Raw genomic sequence first — 20,403 nt, 5'->3', positions numbered from 1 at the left:
TATCGGGTAAACCCCCACCTACCGGGCGATTCGCCCTCCCGTGAGCCCGGCCGGGTTCACGGCAGGGCGAAGGGCAGCTTGATCCCGTCCAGCGCGTGCCCGCACGGGCAGTCCCGCCCGGCCGGCAGGGCGGCGACGGCGTCCAGCAGCACCCCGCGCAGCCGGTCGGTGTTCTCGGCGAAGACCCGGAAGACCTCCTCCTGGGTGACCGACTCGCCCGCCTCCACCCCGGCGTCGAGGTCCGTGACCAGCGCGATCGGGGTGTAGCAGAGGGCCAACTCGCGGGCGAGCACCGCCTCCGGGTGCCCGGTCATGTTGACCACCGCCCCGCCGATCGCCGTGAACCAGCGCGACTCCGCCCGGGTGGAGAAGCGCGGCCCCTCCACGACCACCATCGTCCCGCCGTCGACGGCCGGCACGCCGCGTCCGGCCGCCGCGTCCAGCAGGGCCCGGCGGCCCACCGGGCAGTACGGGTCGCCGAAGGCCACGTGCACCGCGCCCCGGTCGTAGTAGGTCTGCACCCGCCCGCTGGTGCGGTCGATCAACTGGTCCGGCACCACGAACGTGCCCGGCCCCAGCTCGGGGCGGAGCCCGCCGACCGCGCACGGGGCGAGGACCTGCCGCACCCCGAGCGCGCGCAGCGCCCACAGGTTCGCCCGGTACGGGATCAGGTGCGGCGGATGCCGGTGGTCGCGCCCGTGCCGGGGCAGGAACGCCACCCGGCGGCCACCCACCTCGGCGATCGTGACCGCGTCCGAGGGCTCGCCGTACGGGGTCTGCACCCGGTGCTCGGTCGCGCCCTCCAACAGGGCGTAGAGCCCCGAACCGCCGATGACCGCGATGTCCGCCGTCGGACCCATCGTCGCCCCCTTCGATCCCACTCGATCACCCACCGGTCAGACCTTAGCCAGCGCCGCGGGCGCAGGCTATGGTGCCAGACATGGCGTTGACAGCACGGATGAGCCCGGCGTCCCGTGCCGACCGGGTCCGGCAGGCCACCCCCCATGCCGGCCACGACGTCGGTCCTGCCCGGCCCGGCGGCGACGCCGTCCGGGGGCGTCACTTCCGCGTCCTGGCGCGCGGCTGACGGATGTCCGACATGCAGGGAGAGGACCAGGCGATCGGCGGGCGGGCGATGGACTCGATGACCGGACGGCTGCTGGTCGCGACCCCCACGCTCAAGGACCCGAACTTCGACCGCACCGTGGTGCTGCTCGTGGCCCACGAGCCGGGCGGCGCGCTCGGTGTGGTGCTCAACCGGGCCACGGAGGTGCCGGTCGCCGACGTCCTCGGCGACTGGAGCGACCTGGCGCGGGACCCGGCGGTGCTGTTCGAGGGCGGCCCCGTCCAGCCCGACTCGGCCATCTGCCTGGCCCGGATGCGCAACCCCGTGAAGCGGCTGCGGGGCTTCCACCAGGTCTCCGGCGCGGTCGGCACGATCGACCTCTCCGTGGACCCGGAGCGGATGCGGGAGAGCATCGGCGGCATCCGGGTCTTCGCCGGCTACTCGGGCTGGGGCGCGGGCCAGCTGGAGCAGGAGATCGAGGACGGGTCCTGGTTCGTCCTCGACGCGCTGCCCGGCGACGCGTTCGTCGACCGCCCCGACGACCTGTGGCCGATGGTGCTGCGCAGGCAGGGCGGGATGATGGCCGCCGTCGCCCACTTCCCGCCCGACGTGGCGCTCAACTGAGGCGGCGGGGGAGGGCCCCCGCGAGATGACCATGCGGGCGGGCGTGTGTATAGTTCTGTCCGTGCCCGGGAGACCGGGGGCGAACAGCAAGGGGCCGTGGCGCAGCTGGTAGCGCACCACACTGGCAGTGTGGGGGTCAGGGGTTCGAGTCCCCTCGGCTCCACCGAACGCACCGTAGTGCGAACCGGTGGTCAATCGTGAAAAACCCCGCCCGGATCCGGGCGGGGTTTTCGTCTTACCTGTCCGACTCGGGGCAGACGACAGGAGCGCCGCGATGACCACCACGGATCCCGACGGGGCGACGGTCGCGCGGTTGCGCGCCGCCGGCTGCGTCTTCGCCGAGGACGAGGCGCGGCTGCTCGTCGAGGCCGCGGGGACGCCGGAGGAGCTGCACGAGCTCACCCGGCGGCGGCTGCTCGGCGAGCCGCTGGAGGTCATCCTCGGTTGGGCCGAGTTCTGCGGGCTGCGGATCGTCGTCGAACCCGGCGTCTTCGTGCCCCGCCAGCGCACCACCTACCTCGTCGAGCAGGCCGTCGCCGTGGCCCGGCCGGGCGCGGTGGTGGTGGACCTGTGCTGCGGGACGGGGGCGATCGGCGCGGCCGTCGCGGCCCGGGTGCCCGGGGTCCGGCTGCACGCCTGCGACGTCGAGCCCGCGTCGGTGCGCTGCGCCCGCCGCAACCTCGAACCGATCGGCGGGCACGTCCACGAGGGCGACCTCTACGCCGCCCTGCCGGCCGGGCTGCGGGGGGCCGTCGACGTGCTGGTCGTCAACGCGCCGTACGTGCCCACCGACGAGATCGCCATGATGCCGCCGGAGGCGCGCGAACACGAGCCCCTGGTGGCGCTCGACGGCGGCGTCGACGGCGTCGAGGTGCACCGGCGGGTGGCCGAGGGCGCGGCCCGGTGGCTCGCCCCCGGCGGGCGGCTGCTCATCGAGACCGGCGAGGGACAGGCCGCGTGGACGGCGGCGGCGATGTCGGCGCACGGGCTGGTGGCGACCACGTCCACCTCCGACGAGTGGTACTGCACGGTGGCCGTCGGCCGCCGGATGGATGGCCTCCGCCCCCCGGCGGAGGACCACCCGTTCCGGCAGCGAACGCGACCGGGGTCGCCGACTCAGCCCTCGACGTAGCGGTCGGCGACCTCCAGCGCCTCGTCGAGGATGTCCAGCCCCCGCTGGGCGTCCTGTTCGGAGATGACGCAGGGCGGCACCACGTGCACCCGGTTGAAGTGGGTGAACGGCCACAGCCCCCGCCGGCGGCAGGCCGCCGCCAGCTCGTTCATCGGCGCCGCCTGGGCCGGGGTGGGCGCGAACGGCACCAGCATCTCCCGGGTCCGCCGGTCGCGGACCAGCTCCACCGCCCAGAACGCGCCGAGCCCCCGCACCTCGCCGACGCTCGGATGCGACTCGGCCATCTTGCGCAGCCGGGGGCCCAGGACGTGCTCGCCGAGCCAGGCGGCGTGCTCGACGACCCCCTCGTCCTCCATGGCCCGGATCGTGGCCACGGCGGCGGCGCAGGCCAGGGGGTGACCGGAGTAGGTCAGGCCGCCGGGGTAGGGGCGGTCGGCGAACTCCGCGGCGACCCGGTCGGAGATGAGCACGCCGCCGAGCGGGACGTAGCCGGAGTTGACGCCCTTGGCGAAGGTGATCAGGTCGGGCACGACGCCCCAGTTGTCCACCCCGAACCACGCGCCGGTCCGGCCGAAGCCGGTCATCACCTCGTCGGTGACCAGCAGGATGCCGTACCGGTCGCAGATGGCCCGGACGCCGGGCAGGTAGCCGTCCGGGGGCACCAGGATGCCGTTGGTGCCGACGATGGTCTCGATCAGCACGGCGGCGATGGTCGTCGGCCCCTCGAACTGGATGACCTGCTCCAGGTGCTCCAGCGCCCGCGCGCACTCCTGCTCGGCGGTCTCGGCGTGGAACGCCGACCGGTACGGGTACGGCCCGAAGAAGCGGACCACCCCGGCCGTGCCGGTGTCGGTGGGCCACCGGCGCGGGTCGCCCGTCAGGTGCATCGCCGTGTGCGTGGCCCCGTGGTACGACCGGTAGGCGCTGAGCACCTTGGGCCGCCCGGTCACCAGCCGGGCCATCCGCACCGCGTGCTCGTTGGACTCCGTGCCGCCGTTGGTGAAGAACACCCGGTTCAGGTCGCCCGGCGCGTGCTCGGCGATCAGCCGGGCCGCCTCGGAGCGCTGGTCGTTGGCGAAGTGCGGGGCGATGGTGCACAGCCGGGCGGCCTGCCGCTGGATCGCCTCGACCACCCGAGGGTGGGCGTGGCCGATGTTGAGGTTGACGAACTGCGACGAGAAGTCCAGGTAGCGGTTGCCGTCGTAGTCCCAGAAGTGCACGCCCTCCCCGCCGGCGATCGGCAGGGGGTCGATGTGCGCCTGCGCCGACCAGGAGTGGAAGACGTGGGCCCGGTCGGCCGCCCGGACGGCTGCCGCCGCCCCCGGGTCGGGCCGCTGGTTCTCAGAGTGCATCGCTGCTGTCCTTTCGGGCTCTCGGGTGGGGCTTGCGGGAGGGGACGGCCGGGCGCTCAGGCCGGCACCGGGAACGCCCGCTCGTGGTGCAGGAAGTAGTCGATGTCGGCGCTGACCGTCTCGATGAACCGGCCGGGGTCGCCCGCCCCGTGGCGCAGCAGGTCGGCGTTGCGCCGCCGCACCTCGGCGGAGAAGGGCAGGTTGCCGGCCTCCCGGTAGCGGATCGCCCCGTCCGGGTCCCGGCCGGGAACGACCTCCGACCGCGCGTGGATGCTCGCGCTGAACGGCACGTCGAGCCGGCCGGCGTCGAACGCCGCCACGATCGCGCCGGCCAGGTCGTCGCCGTCGAGCACCGGGTCGACCAGCTCGGCGACCTCGCGTTGCAGCCAGTGCATCTCCTCGGCGACCCGGTCGGCGTCGAGGCGGACGAAGTCGAGCAGGGCGGAGCCGCCGAGCAGGGTGGTGTGGATGCCGGTGGCGTTGGCGGCGGCGTCCGGGATCCCGTACGCCTCCTGGTTCGTCTTGTTGATCACCTTGTCGGCCCCGCCGAGCCGGGCGACCAGGCCGCCGTAGAGGACGAGCGCGTCGGCCGCCCGGCGGTCGCGCGGGAAGACCCCCATGAACTCGTGCAGCACCGGGTAGACCTCGACGTCGGCCGGCAGGTACCGCGCGGCCAGCTCGCGGATCGACCGCAGGGCGGCGACGTCCTGGTGCACCTCCCCGCCCTGCGGGTAGGCGATGGACAGGCAGCGCACCCCCTGCGCCACGGCGGCGCGGGCCTCCAGCAGGGTGGCGGCGAGGCTGATCGACGGCGGCACCAGCACGGCGGTGAGGGTGCCGAACAGCTCCCGGTCGACGAGCACGCCCGCCTCGGCGAGCCGGCCGCAGACCGCGTCGACCTGCCGCCAGCACTCCAGCGACGTGGCCAGCGGGACGTTCTTGCAGTACGGGATGTTGTAGCCGATCCCGCCGCCCTCGAAGGAGGTGAAGCCGGCGGCGAGCGACACCGCGAACAGGTCGCGGGGGTCGGGCGAGCCGTGCCGGATCTCCAGCGGCACGTCGACGGTGGCGACCAGTTCCCGGCCGCGCTGCCAGCCGTGCGCCACCAGCGGGTAGCCGTTGAGGTCGGCGGGGTTCTCCCGCAGCACCCGGGCGGCGTGGTCGAACTGCCGCAGCCGGGTGAACGAGTCGATCGTCACGGTCAACATGCCCGGTCCGGCGGGCGCGAGCGAGCGCAGCAGCTCCGTCATCGCGTCGTGCGCCCCGACGCCGCAGCGGGGCTGCACGATCGGCCGGCCGGCGCGGCGGGCCGCCCGCAGCGCCGCCACCGCGGTCGGCGCGCCGCTGTCGCGCAGGTGTGCCACGGTCTCCGCCCAGGACGGCAGCCCGTCGACGGTGCTGTCCGCCAGGTGCAGGTCGGCCCAGTCAGCCACGGCTGCCCACCGCCGTCCGGGACCCGCGCTGGCCGGCGGCCCGCGTGCCGGTGCCCTGGTGGGCCGCCCGCGTGCCGGTGCCCTGAAGGTGGGCCGCCCGCGTGCCGGTCCTGGTCCGGGCGTTGCGCTTCTTCGCGCGCCGGGTCGCGCCGGGCGCGGCCGCGCGCAGCAGGTCCAGCACCAGCGGCAGCTCGTAGGGGTTCTCCAGGATGTGGTCGACGCCGAGGGCCCGCAGCCGGTCGTGCACGTCGTCGGCCTTGTGGCTGCCGACCGAGAGGTTCCCGCCGAGGATCACCGGGCGGGCGAGCCGCCCGGCGGCCCGCAGCGCCGGCAGGTCCCGCAGGTCCGCGTACGCGTGCCCGTTGAGGCTGCCGATGATGACCGCCTCCGCCTCGGGGTGCGCGTCGACGGCGTCGGCGAACTCGGTCAGCGGCGTGCAGACGCCGAGGTTGACCACGTCGTAGCCGTGCTCGCGCAGGTGCATCGCGATCAGGTGGTTGGCCACGGCGTGCGCGTCGCTGCCCGCCACGCCGAGGATGACGAGGTGTCGCGTGGTGTCCATGATGCTCCCGTCCGGGCCGTCGGGCCCTCGTGTCGTGGGGGTTGGGCGGCGGGGCCCCACCGGCCCCGCCGCGTCGGCCGGTCAGTCGTCGAAGGCGGCGAACAGTTCGCGGTCGCTGGTCTCCGCGAGCCGCTGCGGGTCGAACTCGTCCGGGTCGGCCTCGGCCAGGGAGTCGAGGACCAGGTTGATCGCGGGGATCAGGCCCCAGATCTCGCGGTACGGGGGCCAGCCCCGGTGCCCGCCGTCGATGTCGGCCTGCCGGGCGAAGATGTAGTTGGCCCAGTCCCGGCTCATCGGGCGGCGGTGGTGGAAGTCGTGGCAGACGGTGTCGCCGGTGAGCACCAGGTAGCGCGAGGGGAAGTGGACCAGCAGCATCCGGGTCCACCAGCGGGCCCAGGCGCGCACCGCGGCCCCGCCCCGCAGGGAGCTCGCCGGGGCGGGCTCGCCGATGAAGATGGCGTTGGTGAGGCTGGCGAAGTACGCCTTGCCGCGGCGCTGGGTCTGCCAGGGGGCCGGGAACGTGTGCTTGACGCAGAGCCGCAGGGTGTTGCTGATCTGGAAGAACACGGTCATCGGCAGCACCCAGCCGACCAGCACCAGGGGCCAGGCGTGGGCGACCGTGGCGAGCGCGGCGACGGCGGCGTACCCGGTGGCGGTGAGGGCCCGTTCGGTGCGGCTGGCGGCGTGGCTGTAGGAGCGGATCCGGGCCCAGAGGAACCGGGCGTGGAACACCGGCGAGGTGAGCCGGCCCAGCACCTGCCGCCACATCTGCCGGCGGGTCATCCCGGGGCGCAGCCGCAGGCTGACCAGGAACGCCTGCACGGTGGGGTCGCGGAGCGTCATGTGGTGCAGCGCGTGGTGGTCGGCCACGTGCTCGGCGCTGTAGCGCTCGAAGTGCTGCACCATCAGCACCCCGGCGACGATCTTGCCGAGGATCTGGTCCGGGCGCTTGCGGGCCCACATGTTGCGGTGGGCGCACTGGTGGAACACCATCATGCGCAGGTTGCGCGCGCCGTGCAGGGTGCTCGCCCAGCCGGGCAGGAGCAGCGCGAGCCACCAGCCCGACAGGGCCAGGGCGACCCCGGTGGCGGTCAGGCCGACGGCGACGGACCCGGTCGCGGTGACCAGGTGGACGGTCGGGGTCAGCCGCAGCGGCCGCTGCCCCGTGTGCGGCCGGCCGGTGAGGAAGGTCAGCGGGAGCTGGGCGAAGCGGGGCAGCCGCCGCATCGAGTCACGGACGCTGTTGTCGGCCGAGTCGCGGGTGTCCCGCTCGGCGACCGTCAGCCGGCCGGGCCGCTGGTCGGCCGCCGCCGGCCCGCCGGCCCGGGACGCCGGGCGGCGGGGCGCGGTGACGGTGGGCTGGTGCGGCCCGGTGGCGGCGGCACGACGGGGCGCGGCGACGGTCGGCGGGTGCGGCTCCGTGCCGGTGGTGCGGCGGGGCGCGGCGGCGGTGCGGCGCGGGGCGGCGACGGTGCCGTCCGGGTCGGCGGGCCGCGCAGAGGCGTCGATGGTAGTCATTTCTCCCCTGTTTCTCTCTGCTCGGAGGCGGCGGGACGCCCGCCGCGCTAGCGGCTCGCCTGCGCCGACCGCTCCAGGTCGGCGGCGGTGGCGAGGATGTCGTCGATGACGCGGTCCAACTCGTCGGTGGTGGTGGCCGGGTTGAGCAGCATCAGCTTGAGGAAGACCGGGGACGACCCGTCGGGCCGGCGCACGCGGGTGCGGGCCAGCAGCGTGACGCCCCGGGTCATGAGCTGCCGCCGCAGCTCGCCGTTGAAGGCGTCGACGTCGCCGTCGTGGCGGTAGCGCAGCAGCACCGTGCTCAGCGACGGCCGGGCGGCCAGTTCCAGGGCTGGCTCCGCCTCGACCCGGTCGGCGGCGTAGCAGGCGAGGTCGTGGCAGCCGTCCACCATCGCGGCCATCCCGTCGCGGCCCAGCGCGTTCATCGTGACGGCGATCTTGAAGGCTTCCGCGCGGCGGGTCGCCTGCACCGAGTTGCCGTACAGGCCGATGAAGCCGGCCTCGGCGTCGTCGTCGGCGTTCAGGGTGGTGGTCTGCTGCGCCAGCGGCGTCATGACGCTCGCGTCGCGGACCAGGAAGATGCCGGAGGTCGCCGACGTCCAGCCGAACTTGTGCAGGTCGAGGGTGACCGAGTCGGCCTCGGCGATGCCGTCCAGCCGGGGGCGCAGCCGGGGGGAGAACAGGGCCCCGCCACCGTACGCGGCGTCGGCGTGCAGCCACACGCCGTGCCGGCGGGTCACCTCCGCCAGCGCCGCCACGTCGTCGACCCAGCCCTGGTCGGTCGCGCCGACACAGGCGATCGCCGCCACCGGGACCACGTCCTCCGGCAGGCCCGCCAGCGTGCGCTCCAGCTCCTCCGGCAGGAGCCGTCCCAGCTCGTCGGAGGGCACCCGGACGATCATGTCCTCGCCCAGGCCGACGATGCCCACCGCCCGGCCGATGGAGAAGTGGGTGGCGTCCGTGGCCAGCACCACCGGCCGCTTGTCGAGCCCGGTGAGGCCCTGCGCGAAGGGCCGCCACCCGCACCGCTGCGCCAGCACCCGGTCGCGGGCCGCCAGCACGGCCATCAGGTTGGAGATGCTGCCGCCCGCGGTGATGGTGCCGCCCGCGTCCGGGCCGTAGCCGACCAGCTCGCCCAGCTCGCGGATGACGTAGCGCTCCAGTTCGAGGGCGTACGGGCCGCTCTCCCAGGCGTGCAGGGACTGGTTCAGGATGCCCACCACCAGCTCGGCGGCGGCGGCGACCGGGGTGGGCGGGCACTGCATGCGGGCCACCGCGGCCGGGTGGCTGACGTCGACCGACCAGGTGGCGTAGTCCCGCACGAACCGGCGGAACGTCTCCAGGGGATAGCCCGGCTCCGCCGGCAGCAGCGGCCCGCCCAGGGACCGCCGGGCGGCCTCCCGCACCGCCGCCGGACCACCGGCGGTCACCGGGCCGGGCCGGTCCAGGGTCACCTCCCGCAGGGTCTCCAGCGCCACCGCGGTCAGCGCCTGCACGTAGTCCAGTCCGGCGAGGCTGCCGGCCGGCGGCAGCACGGCGTCCACCTGACGGGCGGCCGAACCCGCCGCGACCGTCTCCGTCCGGTTGCTCTCTTGCATGATCGTCACTGCGGTCTCCTCGACTCCGGCTCCGTTGCCACATCGGCGGTGGCGGCTGACGTCGGAGGAAATCCCCGGGCATCCTTCGGTCGGCTATGGCCCGGCTATCCGTCGGTCGAGGCGGCGCGCCCCACAGATCGGTTAGCCCGGGGATAGGACTTCGATAGCCGGCCGGGGACACAGGTGACAGACGCGATCCGCACCCGTTCCCGTGGAGGTAACCGATGATCCGCCTGCTGCTGGCGACGACCGCCGCCGTCCTCGCCGTCGCGGTGCCCGCCGGTCACGGCACCGCCTCGACGCCGAACCTGGAGCCGGAGACCGGCTGGGGCGCGCCGGCCGGTCACACCATCGAACCGATGGACGAGACCGGCTGGGGATTGCCACCCGCACCCCAACGGCGGCGGTGAGACATCGGGCCCGCCCGGTGGGACGGGCGGGCCCAACGGTGGGACAGGGTGGACCCGACCGTGGGACAGGGTGGACCTGCCCCACCTCGGGACCTACCCGGACACGTCCGCCAGGGCGCGCAGCGCGCGGGCGTGCCACACCCGAGCCTGCAACTCTCCGAAGATGTCCGCCGCCCGGCGGAGCTGGTCCGCCGCCTCCGCCCGGTCCCGGTCGGGCAACTGGGACAGCTCGTACAACGACTGCGCCTCCACCACCCGCTCGACCACCTGACCGGCGAGCTGCCGGGCCCGGGTCAGCATCGCCCGGGCCTTCGCCAGCCGCCCGTCCCGGCCGTACACGACACCGAGGCCGTGCAGCGCGTACGCCTCGCCCGTGCGGTCGGCGGCGGCCCGGACGATCTCCAACGTGCCCTGGAACGACTCCTCGGCGCGGCGCAGCTCGCCGGAGCGCAGATACAGCTCACCGAGCCGGTGCAGCACCTGCGCCTCGACCCGCCGGGCCCCCGCGTCCCGGCAGATGGTGAGCGCCTCGCCGAGCAGGGCATGCGCGGCGGCCGGATCGCCCTGCTCCAGCCGGATCCCGGCGATGCTCACCAGCACGTGCGCCCGGCCGACCAGGTCGCCGACCGAGCCCAGCCCGGCCAGCGCCGCCTCGTACCCCCGCAGGGCCGCCCGGTCGTCGCCGCGCAGCCGGTGGAGGTAGGCGAGGTTGCGTTCCACCAGCGCCACCCCGTGCCGCTCGCCGAGGGGACGCAGGATCCGCAGCGCGGTGGTGAACATCCGCTCGGCCTGACCCGGGTCGCGCAGGAACATGTGCATCGCGCCGAGGGAGTGCAGCGTGATCCCCTCGCCGCGCCGGTTGCCGCTGCGCCGGGTCGCGGACAGGGCGATGTCGGCGGTCTCCGCCCACTCGTCGAAGTAGCTGCGGGCCTCGAAGAGCGTCACGAGGGTGAACGCGAGATCCCAGCACAGCTCGTCGAGGCCGAGGGCGTCGGCCTGCCGCACGGCGCAGACCAGGTTGCGTCGCTCCAGCTCCAGCCAGTCCATCGGCCGGCCGAGCAGCCCGTCGGTGACCGCGCGGGGCACCGGCCAGCGGGCGGCGGTGCCGTGCACGATGGTGAAGTCGCCGCCGTACTCCCGGCGGTGTGCCTCCTCGGCCACGGCGAGCCAGGCGCCGAGCACGTGCCGCACCAGCGACTCACGCTCCTCGGGCGGCTCCTCGGCCAGGAGGCGTTCGCGGGCGAAGACCCGGACGAGGTCGTGCAGCCGGTAGCGGGTGGAGCCGCTCTGCGGGTGGCCGTGCGCCTCCAGCAGCCGCACGTCGACCAGCTGCTCCAGCAGATCCTCCAGCACCGACGGCGGCTCGTCGAGCAGCGGCGCGGTCACCCACAGCGGGAAGTCCTCGCAGTCGAGCAGCGCCAGCCGGCGCAGCAGCCGGCGGGACCGCTCCGGCAGGCTGTGGTAGCTCAACCCGATGGTGGTGCGGATGCACAGGTCGCGGTGGACCAGCTCGTCGAGCAGCTGGGACTGGTCCCGCAGCCGGTCCACCAGGCGGCTCACCCGCCAGTGCGGGCGCGAGGCGAGGCGGGCGCCGGCGATGCGCAGCGCCAGCGGCAGCCACCCGCACAGTCGCGCCAGCTCGTCGGCCTGGACGGGCTCGGCGGCGATCCGGTCGCCCACGATCTGATGCAGCAGGGCCACGCTCTGCTCCGGCGTCAGGGCGTCCACGTCGACCTCGTGCGAGCCGGCGAGGGTGCCGAGCCGGACCCGGCTGGTCACGATGACCGCGCAACCGGCCGTGTTCGGCAGCAGCGGCGCGACCTGCGTCTCGTCGGCGGCGTTGTCCAGCAGGATCAGCACCCGCCGCTCGGCGAGCCGGCTGCGGTACAACCCGATCCGCTCGGTCAGGTTGTCGGGGATCGCCGGACCGGCCACGCCCAGCGCCCGCAGGAAGCGGTCCAACACCTCCGCCGGGCGCTCCGGGCTGGGCGACGGCCCGCCGAGGTTGGCGTAGAGCTGGCCGTCGGCGAACCGGTCCACCAGCGAATGCGCCACGTGCACGGCGAGGCTGGTCTTGCCCGCCCCGCCCGGGCCCGTGATCACCGCGAGCGGGGCGAAGCCCCGGTGCCCCGGGTCGGCCTCGGCCGTCAGCACGTCGCGGATCTCGCCGACGAGCTTCTGCCGGCCCGTGAAGTCCGCCAGGTCCGCCGGAAGCTGGTGCGGAGCCCGCGGGCCGGGCGGACCCGGCGACGCGGGACCCGCGCCGGCGGACGGCGCGGCCGGGGACGCGGCGGGCGTCGCCGGAAGATCGAGCTGCGGCGCGCGGGACAGGATGGCCCGCTCCAGCCGGGCCAGCTCCGCGCTCGGCTCCATGCCGAGCTCCTCCACGAACAGCGCCCGCGCCCGCCGGTACGCCTTCAGCGCGTCGGCCTGCCGGTCGGCCCGGTAGAGCGCGAGCATGAGGTGGGCGTGCAGCCGCTCCCGCAGCGGATGCCGGGCGATCAGCGCCTCCAGCTCGCCGACCAGCTCGTCGTGGCGGCCGAGCGTCAGCTCCAGCCGGATCCGCTCCTCGACGGCCGCGCCGCGCCGCTCGTCGAGCCCCCGCCGCCACGCCTCGACCGGCTCGCCGGGCACGCCGGCCAGGGTCGCGCCGTACCAGAGCGCGTCGGCGGCCCGCAGCCGGGCGACCGCCTCGGCCACCTGGCCCTCACCCCCGAGGTGCCGGCTCTCGGCGACGAGCAGCTCGAACCGCCCCGCGTCCAGCTCGGTGGGGGCCAGCCGCAGCAGGTAGCCGCCGAAGCGGGTCTCCAGGGCGTCCTTGCGGCCGACCTCGGCCAGCAGCCGCCGCAACTGCGACACGCAGATCTGGATCTGCGAGCGGGCCGTGGACGGGGGGCGGCCGTCCCACACCGTGTCGATCAGATCCTCCACCTGCACCGCCCGGCCCCGGTTGGCGGCGAGGATGGCGAGGACCGTGCGGGCGCGGAGCCCGGGAATGTCGAGCCGGCGGTCTTCGTGGGTGATCTCTATTGGCCCAAGGACCCGTAGCAGCACGACCTTCCCCTGACCGTAGCCGAGTGTCCACTCAGGCTAACAGTGGGTACTTGCTGCCGCAGTGGCGCGAAGCGGCGGCGGCCCGTGGCGCGTGACCGGTGACGCCCGTGCGAGCCGGTGGCCGCCGCCTGTCGTCGCTTGTCGCCGTTCGTCCTCAGCCGACCCGGAGCCGTTGCAGGTGCACCACCGCGCCGATGACCAGCAGGCCACCCGCGATCTGCACGGCGTTGAGCGACTGGCCGAGCCAGGTCCAGGCGAGGACCGCGCTGAACACCGGCTCCAGGCAGATGTTCACCGCCCCGGCATGCGGGCCGACCCGGGCCGTGCCCCAGGAGAAGAGCACGAAGGGGGCGAGGGTGCCCAGGATCGCGACGAAGAGCACCCCGGGCAGCAGGTCGTGCCGTCCGACGATCTCCGGCACGCCCTGCGGGGCGAAGTAGAGCAGCCAGGCCACACTGGACACGGCGAACGCGTACGTGTTGGCGCGCAGCGCCCCGTACTTGCGGGTGGCCCGGCTGCCCAGCACCGAGAAGGCGGCCACGCCGACGGCGGTGGCGATGCCGAAGCCGACCCCGAGGAGGTTCACCTCGCCCAGCGGCGTGGTGGGCAGCTCCACCACCAGGGCCACCCCGGCGAGGGCGACGACGAGCCCCAGGGCGATCGCGATGCCGGGCCGGCACCGGCCGAGCACCACCAGCCACCCCACCACGAACGCCGGGGCGAGATTCTGCAACACCATGGCGACCGCGACCGGCAGGTGGCTGATCGCCAGGAACAGGCACGCGTTGGCCACGGCGATCGCCAGGCCGAACGCGACGACCAGCGGCCAGTCGATCGGCTCCGTGCGCCTCGGCGTGCCGGGGCGGCGGCGGGCCAGGGCGAGCAGCAGGCCGAGCCCGGCGAGGCTGATCAGGGTACGGGCGGCGACCAGCTCGGCGGGGCGCAGCCCGGAGTCGAACAGGTCGCTGGCGACGGTGCCGCCGAAGCCCCACAGCGCGGTGGCGACGCACACGGCGAGCAGCCCGAGCCGCCGCGCCCCGGGGTCGGGCGCCTCCTCGTCGTGGTCGGGGCGGGCGTCCCGCTCCTCGGGGTGGGCCTGCCGCTCCTCGGGGTTGGCGTCCCGCTCGTCGGGGTGGGTGTGCCGCTCGTCGGCGGACGAGGGGGTCAGGTCGGCGGATGCCGTCATGGAGTCACCTCGGCGTGGTCGTCGTGCGTGTCGGACCGGTTGCGGACGGTGGTACCCAGCGCAATGCCGACTGTAACCTCTAAACTGTTTGAGTGGTTACCGACGCGGGGAAGTGGGGCGATGTGGGAGGTGGGGCGATGAAGCGCCAGGAGGCACCCGGCCGGCTGGAGGTCGTCCGGTCCTTCGTCAACACGCTCGACCTGGAACGCGGCGTCGACGACCTCGACACGGTCGAGGGCCTGGCCGGCTGGCTCGCCGCCGCTTGGTCACTTGCCGATCTCCCTGCTGGGCCGCTCCAGTCGCCCGCGCTGGAAGCGTTGTCTCGGCCCGGGGAGTCGCCCCGGCCTGGTGGGGCACCCCGGCGGCCGGGCGTGCCGCCCGCGCTGACCGAGGCGGACCGGCGGGCGGCGGTGGAGCTGCGCGAGGCGCTGCGCGACACCATCGCTGGTGCTGGTGCTGGTGCTGGTGCTGGTGCGTTCGGGCTCTCTGCCTCCGGGGTTGCTGCCCCCGCCCCTGCGGCTCTGGATCGGCTCAACCGCGTCGCCGCGCGGCTGCCCGTACACCTGAGTTTCGCCGACGCGACGACGCCGCAGTTCGTCTCCGAGCACGGCGGCGTCGACGCCGTGCTGGCCGGGCTGCTCGGCGTCGTGGCCGTCGCCGCGCTCGACGGCACCTGGGTCCGGCTGAAGATGTGCCCGGCCGAGGACTGCCGCTGGGTCTTCTACGACCACGCCCGCAACCGGACGGGGGTGTGGTGCCAGATGGCCGAGTGCGGCAACCGCCGCAAGGTACGCGAACACCGGATGCGGCAGCGCACCACGCCGACCATCCGCACCTGAAGACGAGGACTCCGCAGATCGTGGAGAGTTTCGGCCCCTGGAGGGGCCATCTCGCTCCGAGATCTCCCAATCCTGCCCGCGATCTTGCAGTTTCGGCCCTCCAATAGGGCGTGTTGCCCCTTTTGTCGGGGCCGCAACTGCAAGATCGCGGGGCAGGGGGCGGGGCGGTTCTGACTGTGGGTGGTGGTCGGTCGCGGGGATCTTGCCTGCTGTTTCGCCTGCACGTCACCACCGGAGCCTTCTGGGCGTTGACAGGGCGACGCACTGAGATTGGTGTCTCCGAATTTTCTATCAATCATGACAAATGTATTCCGCTCTCCTCAAACGGACGTCATGACCCCAGAGGTTCTTTCGCCGCATAGTTACAATGCGGCTGCCGCTGTCGGGGCGCACCGGGGAGAGGCGCGGATGCTGGGAACTGCGAGGAAAGCCGTGACGACGATGAGCATCTGGCGTAGGAGTCTGTGGCGCTATCGAGTCACCACTGCGGGAATTGCGCTGACCTCTTTCGGCGCCGCCACAGCGATCCACAACCCTCCTGTCGCAATCAGCGTGCTGGCGGCAGCAGCCGGCTGTTTCGTTTCCGGGCTGGAGATCCATGCCAATCGTCGCCGGGCCCGGTTGGTGCGGTTCCAGTCGCGGGACGGCGACGACTATGGCGACCTGTCGAGTCACCTCAGCAGTCTGGGGCCCGTCGTCAAAAGCGCACACGACGTCGGCGTGATCATGGCGAAGGAGTGCGCGCGGCTCCGCGGCCAGCTCGTCAGGGCCGAGCTGGAAACCTCACCGTACCGCCTGCCTCGCGAGCTCAGGATCTGGTCGTTCGACTTTCTTGCGCGTCGAGCCCGCGTCGCTGCCATGTACAACGGTGACATCATCGGCTTGGCCTCCGACGTGCCGTCCGGCGATGAGGACGCGGCTGTCAAGCTCAGGCCCGGTCGCTATTTCGACTTCTTTTGCAGCAACCTGCTGGCTCCGTTCGACGTATGGGGAACGGGTAGGAAGCTGCCGCTTCTGCGGGGAAGGGAGTTGATCCTCGACCAGGATGGGAAACTGCTGACCTTTCGGCGCAGCCGACTCGCCAACACGGTCGGCGTGTCCTCGCTGGCCTTCACGACGGACGGCCAACTGATCCTCGTGGCCCAGGCCAAGGACAATGTGGGAAGCCCCGGCCTCATCGCTCCGTCCGGCTCCGGCGCTCTTGAACCCCGCGACCTGCCTCAGGATGGCACCGGGCTGACGCTCGGAGACATCGTCCGCCGCGGTGCGGAGCGGGAGTTGCGGGAGGAGTGCCACATCAGCGAGCAGGACATCGAGGTCGGCGCGATCGTGGGGCACGGCCGGTGGGTCAGCCGGGGTGCCATGCCGGAATTCTGCGTGGTCACCCTGCTCCAACTCACCAGCGACGAGGTGCTCGATCGGGCCGCCCGGCTCGTCGAGCGCCCCTACGTCACCGAGGTGCTGGCGGTCGACCTGGCACCGATCACGAGATGGAACCCGAAGAAGCCGCTGGCCATGCTGCCGGAAGAGATCAGAGGATCGGCTTCCTGGCCCCTTGCCCTCGGTCTGGCCTGCCTGGCTCAGGCCATTCTCGACCAGTCGTGGCCGCTGCGGCAGGAACTGGTGCAGCGGCTGCCTGCCCAGGAGCAGCGACGACCCGTGCGTGAAGGCGCGTGACCGGGGCCGCCCTCATCCCAGATGTTCGACGTCGAACGGGAGGATCGGTCACCGGCGGGTCAGGCCGATGGTGGCGGCGAGGCGGGCCACGTCAGCGGCGGTCGGCCCGGCGCGGAGCACGGCGGTCAGCGCGGCGTGGGCGGCGGGGCGGAGGCGGGTCTCGGCCGGGGCGATGCCGTCGGCGGTGACCAGGGCGCGGCCGGCGGCATCATGGTCGCCGAGGTCGAGGTGGGCGCGGGTGATGTCGACGAGGTGGGCGGCCCGGTGCTCGGCGGGGAGCAGCCGCCACCCGTCGTCGCCGGTGGCCCGCCGGTGGGCGGCGACGGCCAGCTGATGGTCGCCGAGGCGCATGGCGGTCAGGGCGCGGGTGAGTTCGACGGTGGTGGGGCCGAACCCGATGCCGTCGTGGTCGTCGTGCTGCCGCTCGCCGTGGGCGGCGGCGAGGTGGGCCGCCCGCTCGGTGAACTCGGCAGCGGCGGCGACGGCCCCGCACGAGGCGGCGGCGAGAGCGGCCTCGGTCAGCAGGGTTCCCGTCAGCGCGGGCTCCTCCAGCAGGAAGACCCGGGACCGCACGAGGTCGAGGCGGTGCACGGCGGCTGCGGCGGCACCCGTCGCCAGCTTGCCCTGGCGTAGCGCCCGGAGCGCCTGGGTGACGGAGACCGCCGCCAGGCCGGCCAGCCGTGGATCGTCGGCGGCGGCACCCATCGCCCGGTCGGCCGCCAGCCAGGCCAGGTCGGCCTTGCCGAGCTTGACCAGCACCTGAGCGGCGAGCCGATAGACCCGCACCGGCAGGTCGGCGGCGGACGCGTCGCCAGCCGCGCGGGCGTCGGCGAGCAGGTCGGGCAGCATCCGCAACACCTGGGCGTGGTGGCCGTTGCGGTACGCCGTCCAGGCGTACCCGATCTGGTCGGCAGGCTGGCGCGGCGACGACGCCGGCTGGCCGTCGCCACCGATTCTTGGTACGTCGTAGCGCGCCAACGCCTCGCGCACCCGCTCCACGGCGCTGCCGGTGTCGGTGCCGGCAGCCGAACCCCGCTGGGCCCTGCCGCCGAGCAGGACGGCCGGGGCGACCCCGAGGGTCGCGGCCACCGTCTCGATCACCGAGAACCGATCGAGGGTACGGACGCCGCGCTCGACCTTGTCGACCCAGCTCTTCGACCGGCCGATCCGGTCGGCGAAGACCTGCTGGCTCATGCCCCGGCTGACGCGCAGCTCCGCCACCCGCCGCCCGATCGGCGGCTCGTCGCCGGTGCGCCGCGTTGGCCGGGTCACCGGTCCCGCTCCGTCGGCGGCATGGCCAACGTGGACTCCCCGCAGCGCGGACACCACCGCGACTTGACCCGGAAGGCCAGCAACCCGAGGAGGAATCCCGGCACCAGTCCACCGAACACGATCGGGACAACGTGGGACATCACGATCACTCTCACCTTCTGGCGAGGCGGAGCCCGGGTGCTGCCCGCCGGGCTCGTGTGGCGAGTTTGATGCTCTGGTGGGTGATAAGTTAGCGCACTTAATTAGGGGTTGCAATGACGATGATGGCACTTACTTTGGAGTGGTGCTTCGGACCGTGCTTGCTGCGCCTCGGGTGCCATGGTCGACTTGGAGCGAGTAGGCGCGTCAACTCGAAGGGGTCATCCATGGCCGGCAAGGAACCGCCCAACTACCAGCGCGTCGTTGACGACCTGCGCAGGCGGATCCTCTCTGGCGAACTGGCCCCCGGCGACAAGCTCCCTACGGAGAAGGAACTCCAGCAGCGCTGGGGATTCTCCACCACGATCGTCAAGCACGCCCTCACGCTGCTCCGCAGCGAAGGGCTCATCGAAGGGCGGCGCGGGTCGGGCAACTACGTCCGCGACCGGACACGGCTCGTGCGTCGCGCCCACTCCCGGGACATGCGTAAGCGCATCGGCAGCACGTCGCCGTTCACCCGGGACAGTGAAGCGGCGGGCAGGCGACCGAGCTGGGAAGCGCACAGCGAGAAGATCCCGGCAACACAGCACACCGCCGAACGACTCGGCATCCAGCCCGGCGAGCCGGTCATGTTCACCAGGTACCGCTACCTGGCCGATGGAGTCCCCATCCAGCTCGCCTACTCGTACGAGCCCTTGGCCGTCACCGGTGGCACGCAGGTCGAGTACCCAGAGCAAGGTCCGGTCATCGGTGTGGTTGCCCGCATGGACTTCATCGGCGTGGCCATCGACCGGTTCGTGGAGGAGGTCACCACCCGGCCAGCGATGCCCGAAGAGGCGGAGGCACTCAGACTCGACCGGCGCGGTGGCAGGTGGGTGATCGCGGTCGAGCGCACCTACTACGCCGGACAGACCGCCGTGGAGACCGCCGACATCGTGTTTCCTGGTGATCGCTACCGGCTTGTGTACGAAGTGCCGGTCGACCCTTGGTCTTCGCCCGATGAGCCCGATATGCCGTGACAGGAGGTTTCGGCCGGGGTGCTGCCGAGGCCAGTTGCTCACAGCGGCGCGTGACGCCGGGAACCGGGAGATCTCGACGGCGGTCACCTGGGAGGCTGCGGCATGGGCGTCCTGTGAATGATGGCGTCGTGCGCCGCTCGCCTTACACGATCTTCCAGGTGTGCTTAATCGGTTTGGCGCTGCTATCGCCGTCGGTCATGTCGGGGCTGCCCCGGCGAGAATGGCCGACGGGCTGCCCGGCGTTCGTCGGTGCCGGGACTCGGCGGTCGGCTCCACCGGCGATCCCCACGTGAACGTGAATGAGCCCTGGCCGGATTGCGAATGGCGACGGGCGTGCCACGCGCCTCCTGTTGGATATCCGACCCCCGGAAGCGCTTTTCTTGACCGTAGCTAACCAGCGTGGCAGCCTGTTTCGGCGGATGCGGCGCGAGCGGCAGCGGCGGATTCTGGTCTCGGTAAGGGGGTACCGAAGATGGATGACGCGCCCTGGCTGGCGAATCATCCTGTGCTGGAGGCGCTGCGGCGTCGGCGGAGGGAGAGCGACTCTCCAGGCAACCGGTCGGACGATTTCAAGATCGGATTGGCTGTTGAGGGTGGTGGAATAAGAGGCGTGGTTTCCGGTGCCATGCTGTGTGCGCTGGAAGACCTTGGCATGACCGCAGCCTTCGACGCCGTCTACTCGGCGTCGTCCGGCGCGATCAACAGCGCCTACTTCCTGGCCGGGGGCAGTTGGTATCCACTGTCGATCTACTATGACGATCTGACCACCCGGAAATTCGTCGACTTCCGGCGGTTCTTCAGGGGCCACATCCTTGACCTGGACTACGCCTTCGGAGTCGTGGTCGACCAGCTCAAGCCGCTCGACTATGAAAGGGTGATCGCTTCGCCCGTCCCGCTGCACATCGCGATCACCCTGGCCGACGAGATCCGGACCGAGACGGTCCATGATTTCACCTCCCGCGCCGACCTGCGTAGTGCCCTTGTCGCCAGTGCATGGCTGCCTGTGGCGTTGCGTGGCACGGCTGTCTTCCGCGGTGAGCGGGTGGTCGACGGTGGCGTGCTGACTCCCCACCCCTACCGCATCGCACTGCAGGACGGCTGCACCCATGTGCTCTCGCTCAGCACCCGGCCGATCCGTCCGCCCCGCGACGGGGTGTCACTTTCGCAGCGCTACGCCGCTCGGCACCTCAACGCGATCAGGGACGGGCTCGGGGCCGGGTACCTGCGTGCGATGCGCGACTATCGAGTCGAACGGCGCATGCTGCAGCGGCGGATGACCGAGCCGGGGGAAGCGCCATACGTGCTCGACCTGGCGCCCTTGCCGTGGATGCCTGAGGTCAAACGGCACGAGATGGACTCCGGGCGCGTCATCGCCGGGGCCCGGGGTGGCTATGAAGTCATGTACTGCGCCATCGAGAACCGTGACCCCGCGCTCATTCCCGGCGGGCGTATCCGAGCCGTGCCACGCCTCACCATAGTTGCGAAGGATCATGCACAGTAGCGCTAGGCGAGACACCCTCTCG

The 20,403-nt window shown here is 72.9% G+C and carries 18 protein-coding genes and 1 tRNA gene; 9 read left to right on the top strand and 10 right to left on the bottom strand.

Features of this window, described 5'->3' with window-relative positions; translation table 11 throughout:
* Window positions 1-56: 56 nt before the first annotated feature.
* Entirely contained in the window at window positions 57-860 is an 804-nt protein-coding gene (locus HDA31_RS23220; RefSeq protein WP_074478486.1) for an S-methyl-5'-thioadenosine phosphorylase, read from the bottom strand.
* Window positions 861-940: 80 nt separating this feature from the next.
* Here HDA31_RS23220 and HDA31_RS23215 point away from each other — a divergent pair, with 80 nt between their 5' ends.
* The 4 genes from HDA31_RS23215 (at window position 941) to HDA31_RS23200 (ending at window position 2,822) form a co-directional block, all read left to right on the top strand.
* The gene (locus HDA31_RS23215; RefSeq protein ID WP_178063587.1) at window positions 941-1,087 is read left to right on the top strand and encodes a hypothetical protein; all 147 of its coding nucleotides are present in this window, start codon (window positions 941-943) and stop codon (window positions 1,085-1,087) included.
* 12 nt (window positions 1,088-1,099) lie between these two features.
* Entirely contained in the window at window positions 1,100-1,690 is a 591-nt protein-coding gene (locus HDA31_RS23210) for a YqgE/AlgH family protein (RefSeq protein ID WP_074478540.1), read from the top strand.
* A gap of 90 nt (window positions 1,691-1,780) precedes the next feature.
* Window positions 1,781-1,853, top strand: a tRNA-Ala gene (locus HDA31_RS23205).
* Between the two features lie 111 nt (window positions 1,854-1,964).
* A complete protein-coding gene (locus HDA31_RS23200) occupies window positions 1,965-2,822 on the top strand; it encodes a putative protein N(5)-glutamine methyltransferase (protein ID WP_246384441.1) in 858 nt (285 codons plus the stop codon).
* Here the strand turns inward: HDA31_RS23200 and HDA31_RS23195 are convergent.
* From HDA31_RS23195 to HDA31_RS23175, 5 genes are all read right to left on the bottom strand, one after another.
* Window positions 2,807-4,174 carry an aspartate aminotransferase family protein gene (locus HDA31_RS23195; protein ID WP_178063588.1) on the bottom strand — a complete coding sequence of 456 codons (1,368 nt, stop codon included), beginning with the start codon at window positions 4,172-4,174 and terminating at the stop codon, window positions 2,807-2,809. The genes HDA31_RS23200 and HDA31_RS23195 overlap by 16 nt on opposite strands.
* Before the next feature lie 56 nt (window positions 4,175-4,230).
* Window positions 4,231-5,607 carry a methylaspartate mutase gene (locus tag HDA31_RS23190; RefSeq protein ID WP_178063589.1) on the bottom strand — a complete coding sequence of 459 codons (1,377 nt, stop codon included), beginning with the start codon at window positions 5,605-5,607 and terminating at the stop codon, window positions 4,231-4,233.
* Window positions 5,600-6,169, bottom strand: a complete 570-nt coding sequence (locus HDA31_RS23185; RefSeq protein WP_178063590.1) for a cobalamin-dependent protein — start codon at window positions 6,167-6,169, stop codon at window positions 5,600-5,602. The genes HDA31_RS23190 and HDA31_RS23185 overlap by 8 nt, the downstream gene beginning before the upstream one ends.
* An 81-nt stretch (window positions 6,170-6,250) precedes the next feature.
* A complete protein-coding gene (locus HDA31_RS23180; RefSeq protein WP_246384443.1) occupies window positions 6,251-7,687 on the bottom strand; it encodes a fatty acid desaturase in 1,437 nt (478 codons plus the stop codon).
* Between the two features lie 47 nt (window positions 7,688-7,734).
* Window positions 7,735-9,285 carry a pyridoxal phosphate-dependent decarboxylase family protein gene (locus tag HDA31_RS23175; RefSeq protein ID WP_178067131.1) on the bottom strand — a complete coding sequence of 517 codons (1,551 nt, stop codon included), beginning with the start codon at window positions 9,283-9,285 and terminating at the stop codon, window positions 7,735-7,737.
* 224 nt (window positions 9,286-9,509) lie between these two features.
* On the opposite strand from HDA31_RS23175, the gene HDA31_RS23170 reads away from it, so the two are divergent.
* Entirely contained in the window at window positions 9,510-9,695 is a 186-nt protein-coding gene (locus tag HDA31_RS23170; RefSeq protein ID WP_178063591.1) for a hypothetical protein, read from the top strand.
* Window positions 9,696-9,788: 93 nt separating this feature from the next.
* On the opposite strand, the gene HDA31_RS23165 is transcribed toward HDA31_RS23170, so the two are convergent.
* Both HDA31_RS23165 and HDA31_RS23160 read right to left on the bottom strand, forming a co-directional pair.
* The gene (locus HDA31_RS23165) at window positions 9,789-12,749 is read right to left on the bottom strand and encodes an AfsR/SARP family transcriptional regulator (protein WP_178063592.1); all 2,961 of its coding nucleotides are present in this window, start codon (window positions 12,747-12,749) and stop codon (window positions 9,789-9,791) included.
* A gap of 154 nt (window positions 12,750-12,903) precedes the next feature.
* Window positions 12,904-13,935 (bottom strand): EamA family transporter, encoded by a 1,032-nt coding sequence (locus HDA31_RS23160; protein ID WP_178063593.1) that lies wholly within the window; start codon window positions 13,933-13,935, stop codon window positions 12,904-12,906.
* A gap of 137 nt (window positions 13,936-14,072) precedes the next feature.
* On the opposite strand from HDA31_RS23160, the gene HDA31_RS23155 reads away from it, so the two are divergent.
* Together HDA31_RS23155 and HDA31_RS23150 are read left to right on the top strand one after the other, a co-directional pair.
* Entirely contained in the window at window positions 14,073-14,774 is a 702-nt protein-coding gene (locus HDA31_RS23155; RefSeq protein WP_178063594.1) for a CGNR zinc finger domain-containing protein, read from the top strand.
* A gap of 432 nt (window positions 14,775-15,206) precedes the next feature.
* Window positions 15,207-16,451: a hypothetical protein gene (locus HDA31_RS23150; RefSeq protein WP_178063595.1), complete on the top strand. Its 1,245-nt coding sequence runs from the start codon at window positions 15,207-15,209 to the stop codon at window positions 16,449-16,451.
* 48 nt (window positions 16,452-16,499) lie between these two features.
* Here the strand turns inward: HDA31_RS23150 and HDA31_RS23145 are convergent, their stop codons facing one another.
* Together HDA31_RS23145 and HDA31_RS23140 are read right to left on the bottom strand one after the other, a co-directional pair.
* On the bottom strand, window positions 16,500-17,723 hold the full coding sequence (locus HDA31_RS23145) for a helix-turn-helix domain-containing protein (RefSeq protein WP_246384445.1): 1,224 nt from the start codon (window positions 17,721-17,723) through the stop codon (window positions 16,500-16,502).
* The gene (locus HDA31_RS23140; protein WP_178063596.1) at window positions 17,720-17,863 is read right to left on the bottom strand and encodes a hypothetical protein; all 144 of its coding nucleotides are present in this window, start codon (window positions 17,861-17,863) and stop codon (window positions 17,720-17,722) included. Before HDA31_RS23140 ends, HDA31_RS23145 begins: the two co-directional genes overlap by 4 nt.
* A 225-nt stretch (window positions 17,864-18,088) precedes the next feature.
* Between HDA31_RS23140 and HDA31_RS23135 the strand changes: the two genes are divergently transcribed.
* Together HDA31_RS23135 and HDA31_RS23130 are read left to right on the top strand one after the other, a co-directional pair.
* Window positions 18,089-18,880 carry a GntR family transcriptional regulator gene (locus HDA31_RS23135; protein ID WP_178063597.1) on the top strand — a complete coding sequence of 264 codons (792 nt, stop codon included), beginning with the start codon at window positions 18,089-18,091 and terminating at the stop codon, window positions 18,878-18,880.
* 472 nt (window positions 18,881-19,352) lie between these two features.
* On the top strand, window positions 19,353-20,381 hold the full coding sequence (locus tag HDA31_RS23130; RefSeq protein WP_178063598.1) for a patatin-like phospholipase family protein: 1,029 nt from the start codon (window positions 19,353-19,355) through the stop codon (window positions 20,379-20,381).
* Window positions 20,382-20,403 lie beyond the last annotated feature (22 nt).

This window comes from Micromonospora carbonacea (assembly GCF_014205165.1).
GTDB lineage: Bacteria > Actinomycetota > Actinomycetes > Mycobacteriales > Micromonosporaceae > Micromonospora > Micromonospora carbonacea.
This window is presented reverse-complemented; position numbering and strand designations above follow the sequence as displayed.

Coding starts and splice junctions, on each gene's coding strand:
- HDA31_RS23215 (WP_178063587.1), top strand. CDS start 941: ATGGCGTTGACAGCACGGATGAGCCCGGCGTCCCGTGCCGACCGGGTC.
- HDA31_RS23210 (WP_074478540.1), top strand. CDS start 1,100: ATGCAGGGAGAGGACCAGGCGATCGGCGGGCGGGCGATGGACTCGATG.
- HDA31_RS23170 (WP_178063591.1), top strand. CDS start 9,510: ATGATCCGCCTGCTGCTGGCGACGACCGCCGCCGTCCTCGCCGTCGCG.
- HDA31_RS23160 (WP_178063593.1), bottom strand. CDS start 13,935: ATGACGGCATCCGCCGACCTGACCCCCTCGTCCGCCGACGAGCGGCAC.
- HDA31_RS23135 (WP_178063597.1), top strand. CDS start 18,089: ATGGCCGGCAAGGAACCGCCCAACTACCAGCGCGTCGTTGACGACCTG.
- HDA31_RS23195 (WP_178063588.1), bottom strand. CDS start 4,174: ATGCACTCTGAGAACCAGCGGCCCGACCCGGGGGCGGCGGCAGCCGTC.
- HDA31_RS23220 (WP_074478486.1), bottom strand. CDS start 860: ATGGGTCCGACGGCGGACATCGCGGTCATCGGCGGTTCGGGGCTCTAC.
- HDA31_RS23155 (WP_178063594.1), top strand. CDS start 14,073: ATGAAGCGCCAGGAGGCACCCGGCCGGCTGGAGGTCGTCCGGTCCTTC.
- HDA31_RS23180 (WP_246384443.1), bottom strand. CDS start 7,687: ATGACTACCATCGACGCCTCTGCGCGGCCCGCCGACCCGGACGGCACC.
- HDA31_RS23175 (WP_178067131.1), bottom strand. CDS start 9,285: ATGCAAGAGAGCAACCGGACGGAGACGGTCGCGGCGGGTTCGGCCGCC.
- HDA31_RS23200 (WP_246384441.1), top strand. CDS start 1,965: ATGACCACCACGGATCCCGACGGGGCGACGGTCGCGCGGTTGCGCGCC.
- HDA31_RS23130 (WP_178063598.1), top strand. CDS start 19,353: ATGGATGACGCGCCCTGGCTGGCGAATCATCCTGTGCTGGAGGCGCTG.
- HDA31_RS23140 (WP_178063596.1), bottom strand. CDS start 17,863: ATGTCCCACGTTGTCCCGATCGTGTTCGGTGGACTGGTGCCGGGATTC.
- HDA31_RS23185 (WP_178063590.1), bottom strand. CDS start 6,169: ATGGACACCACGCGACACCTCGTCATCCTCGGCGTGGCGGGCAGCGAC.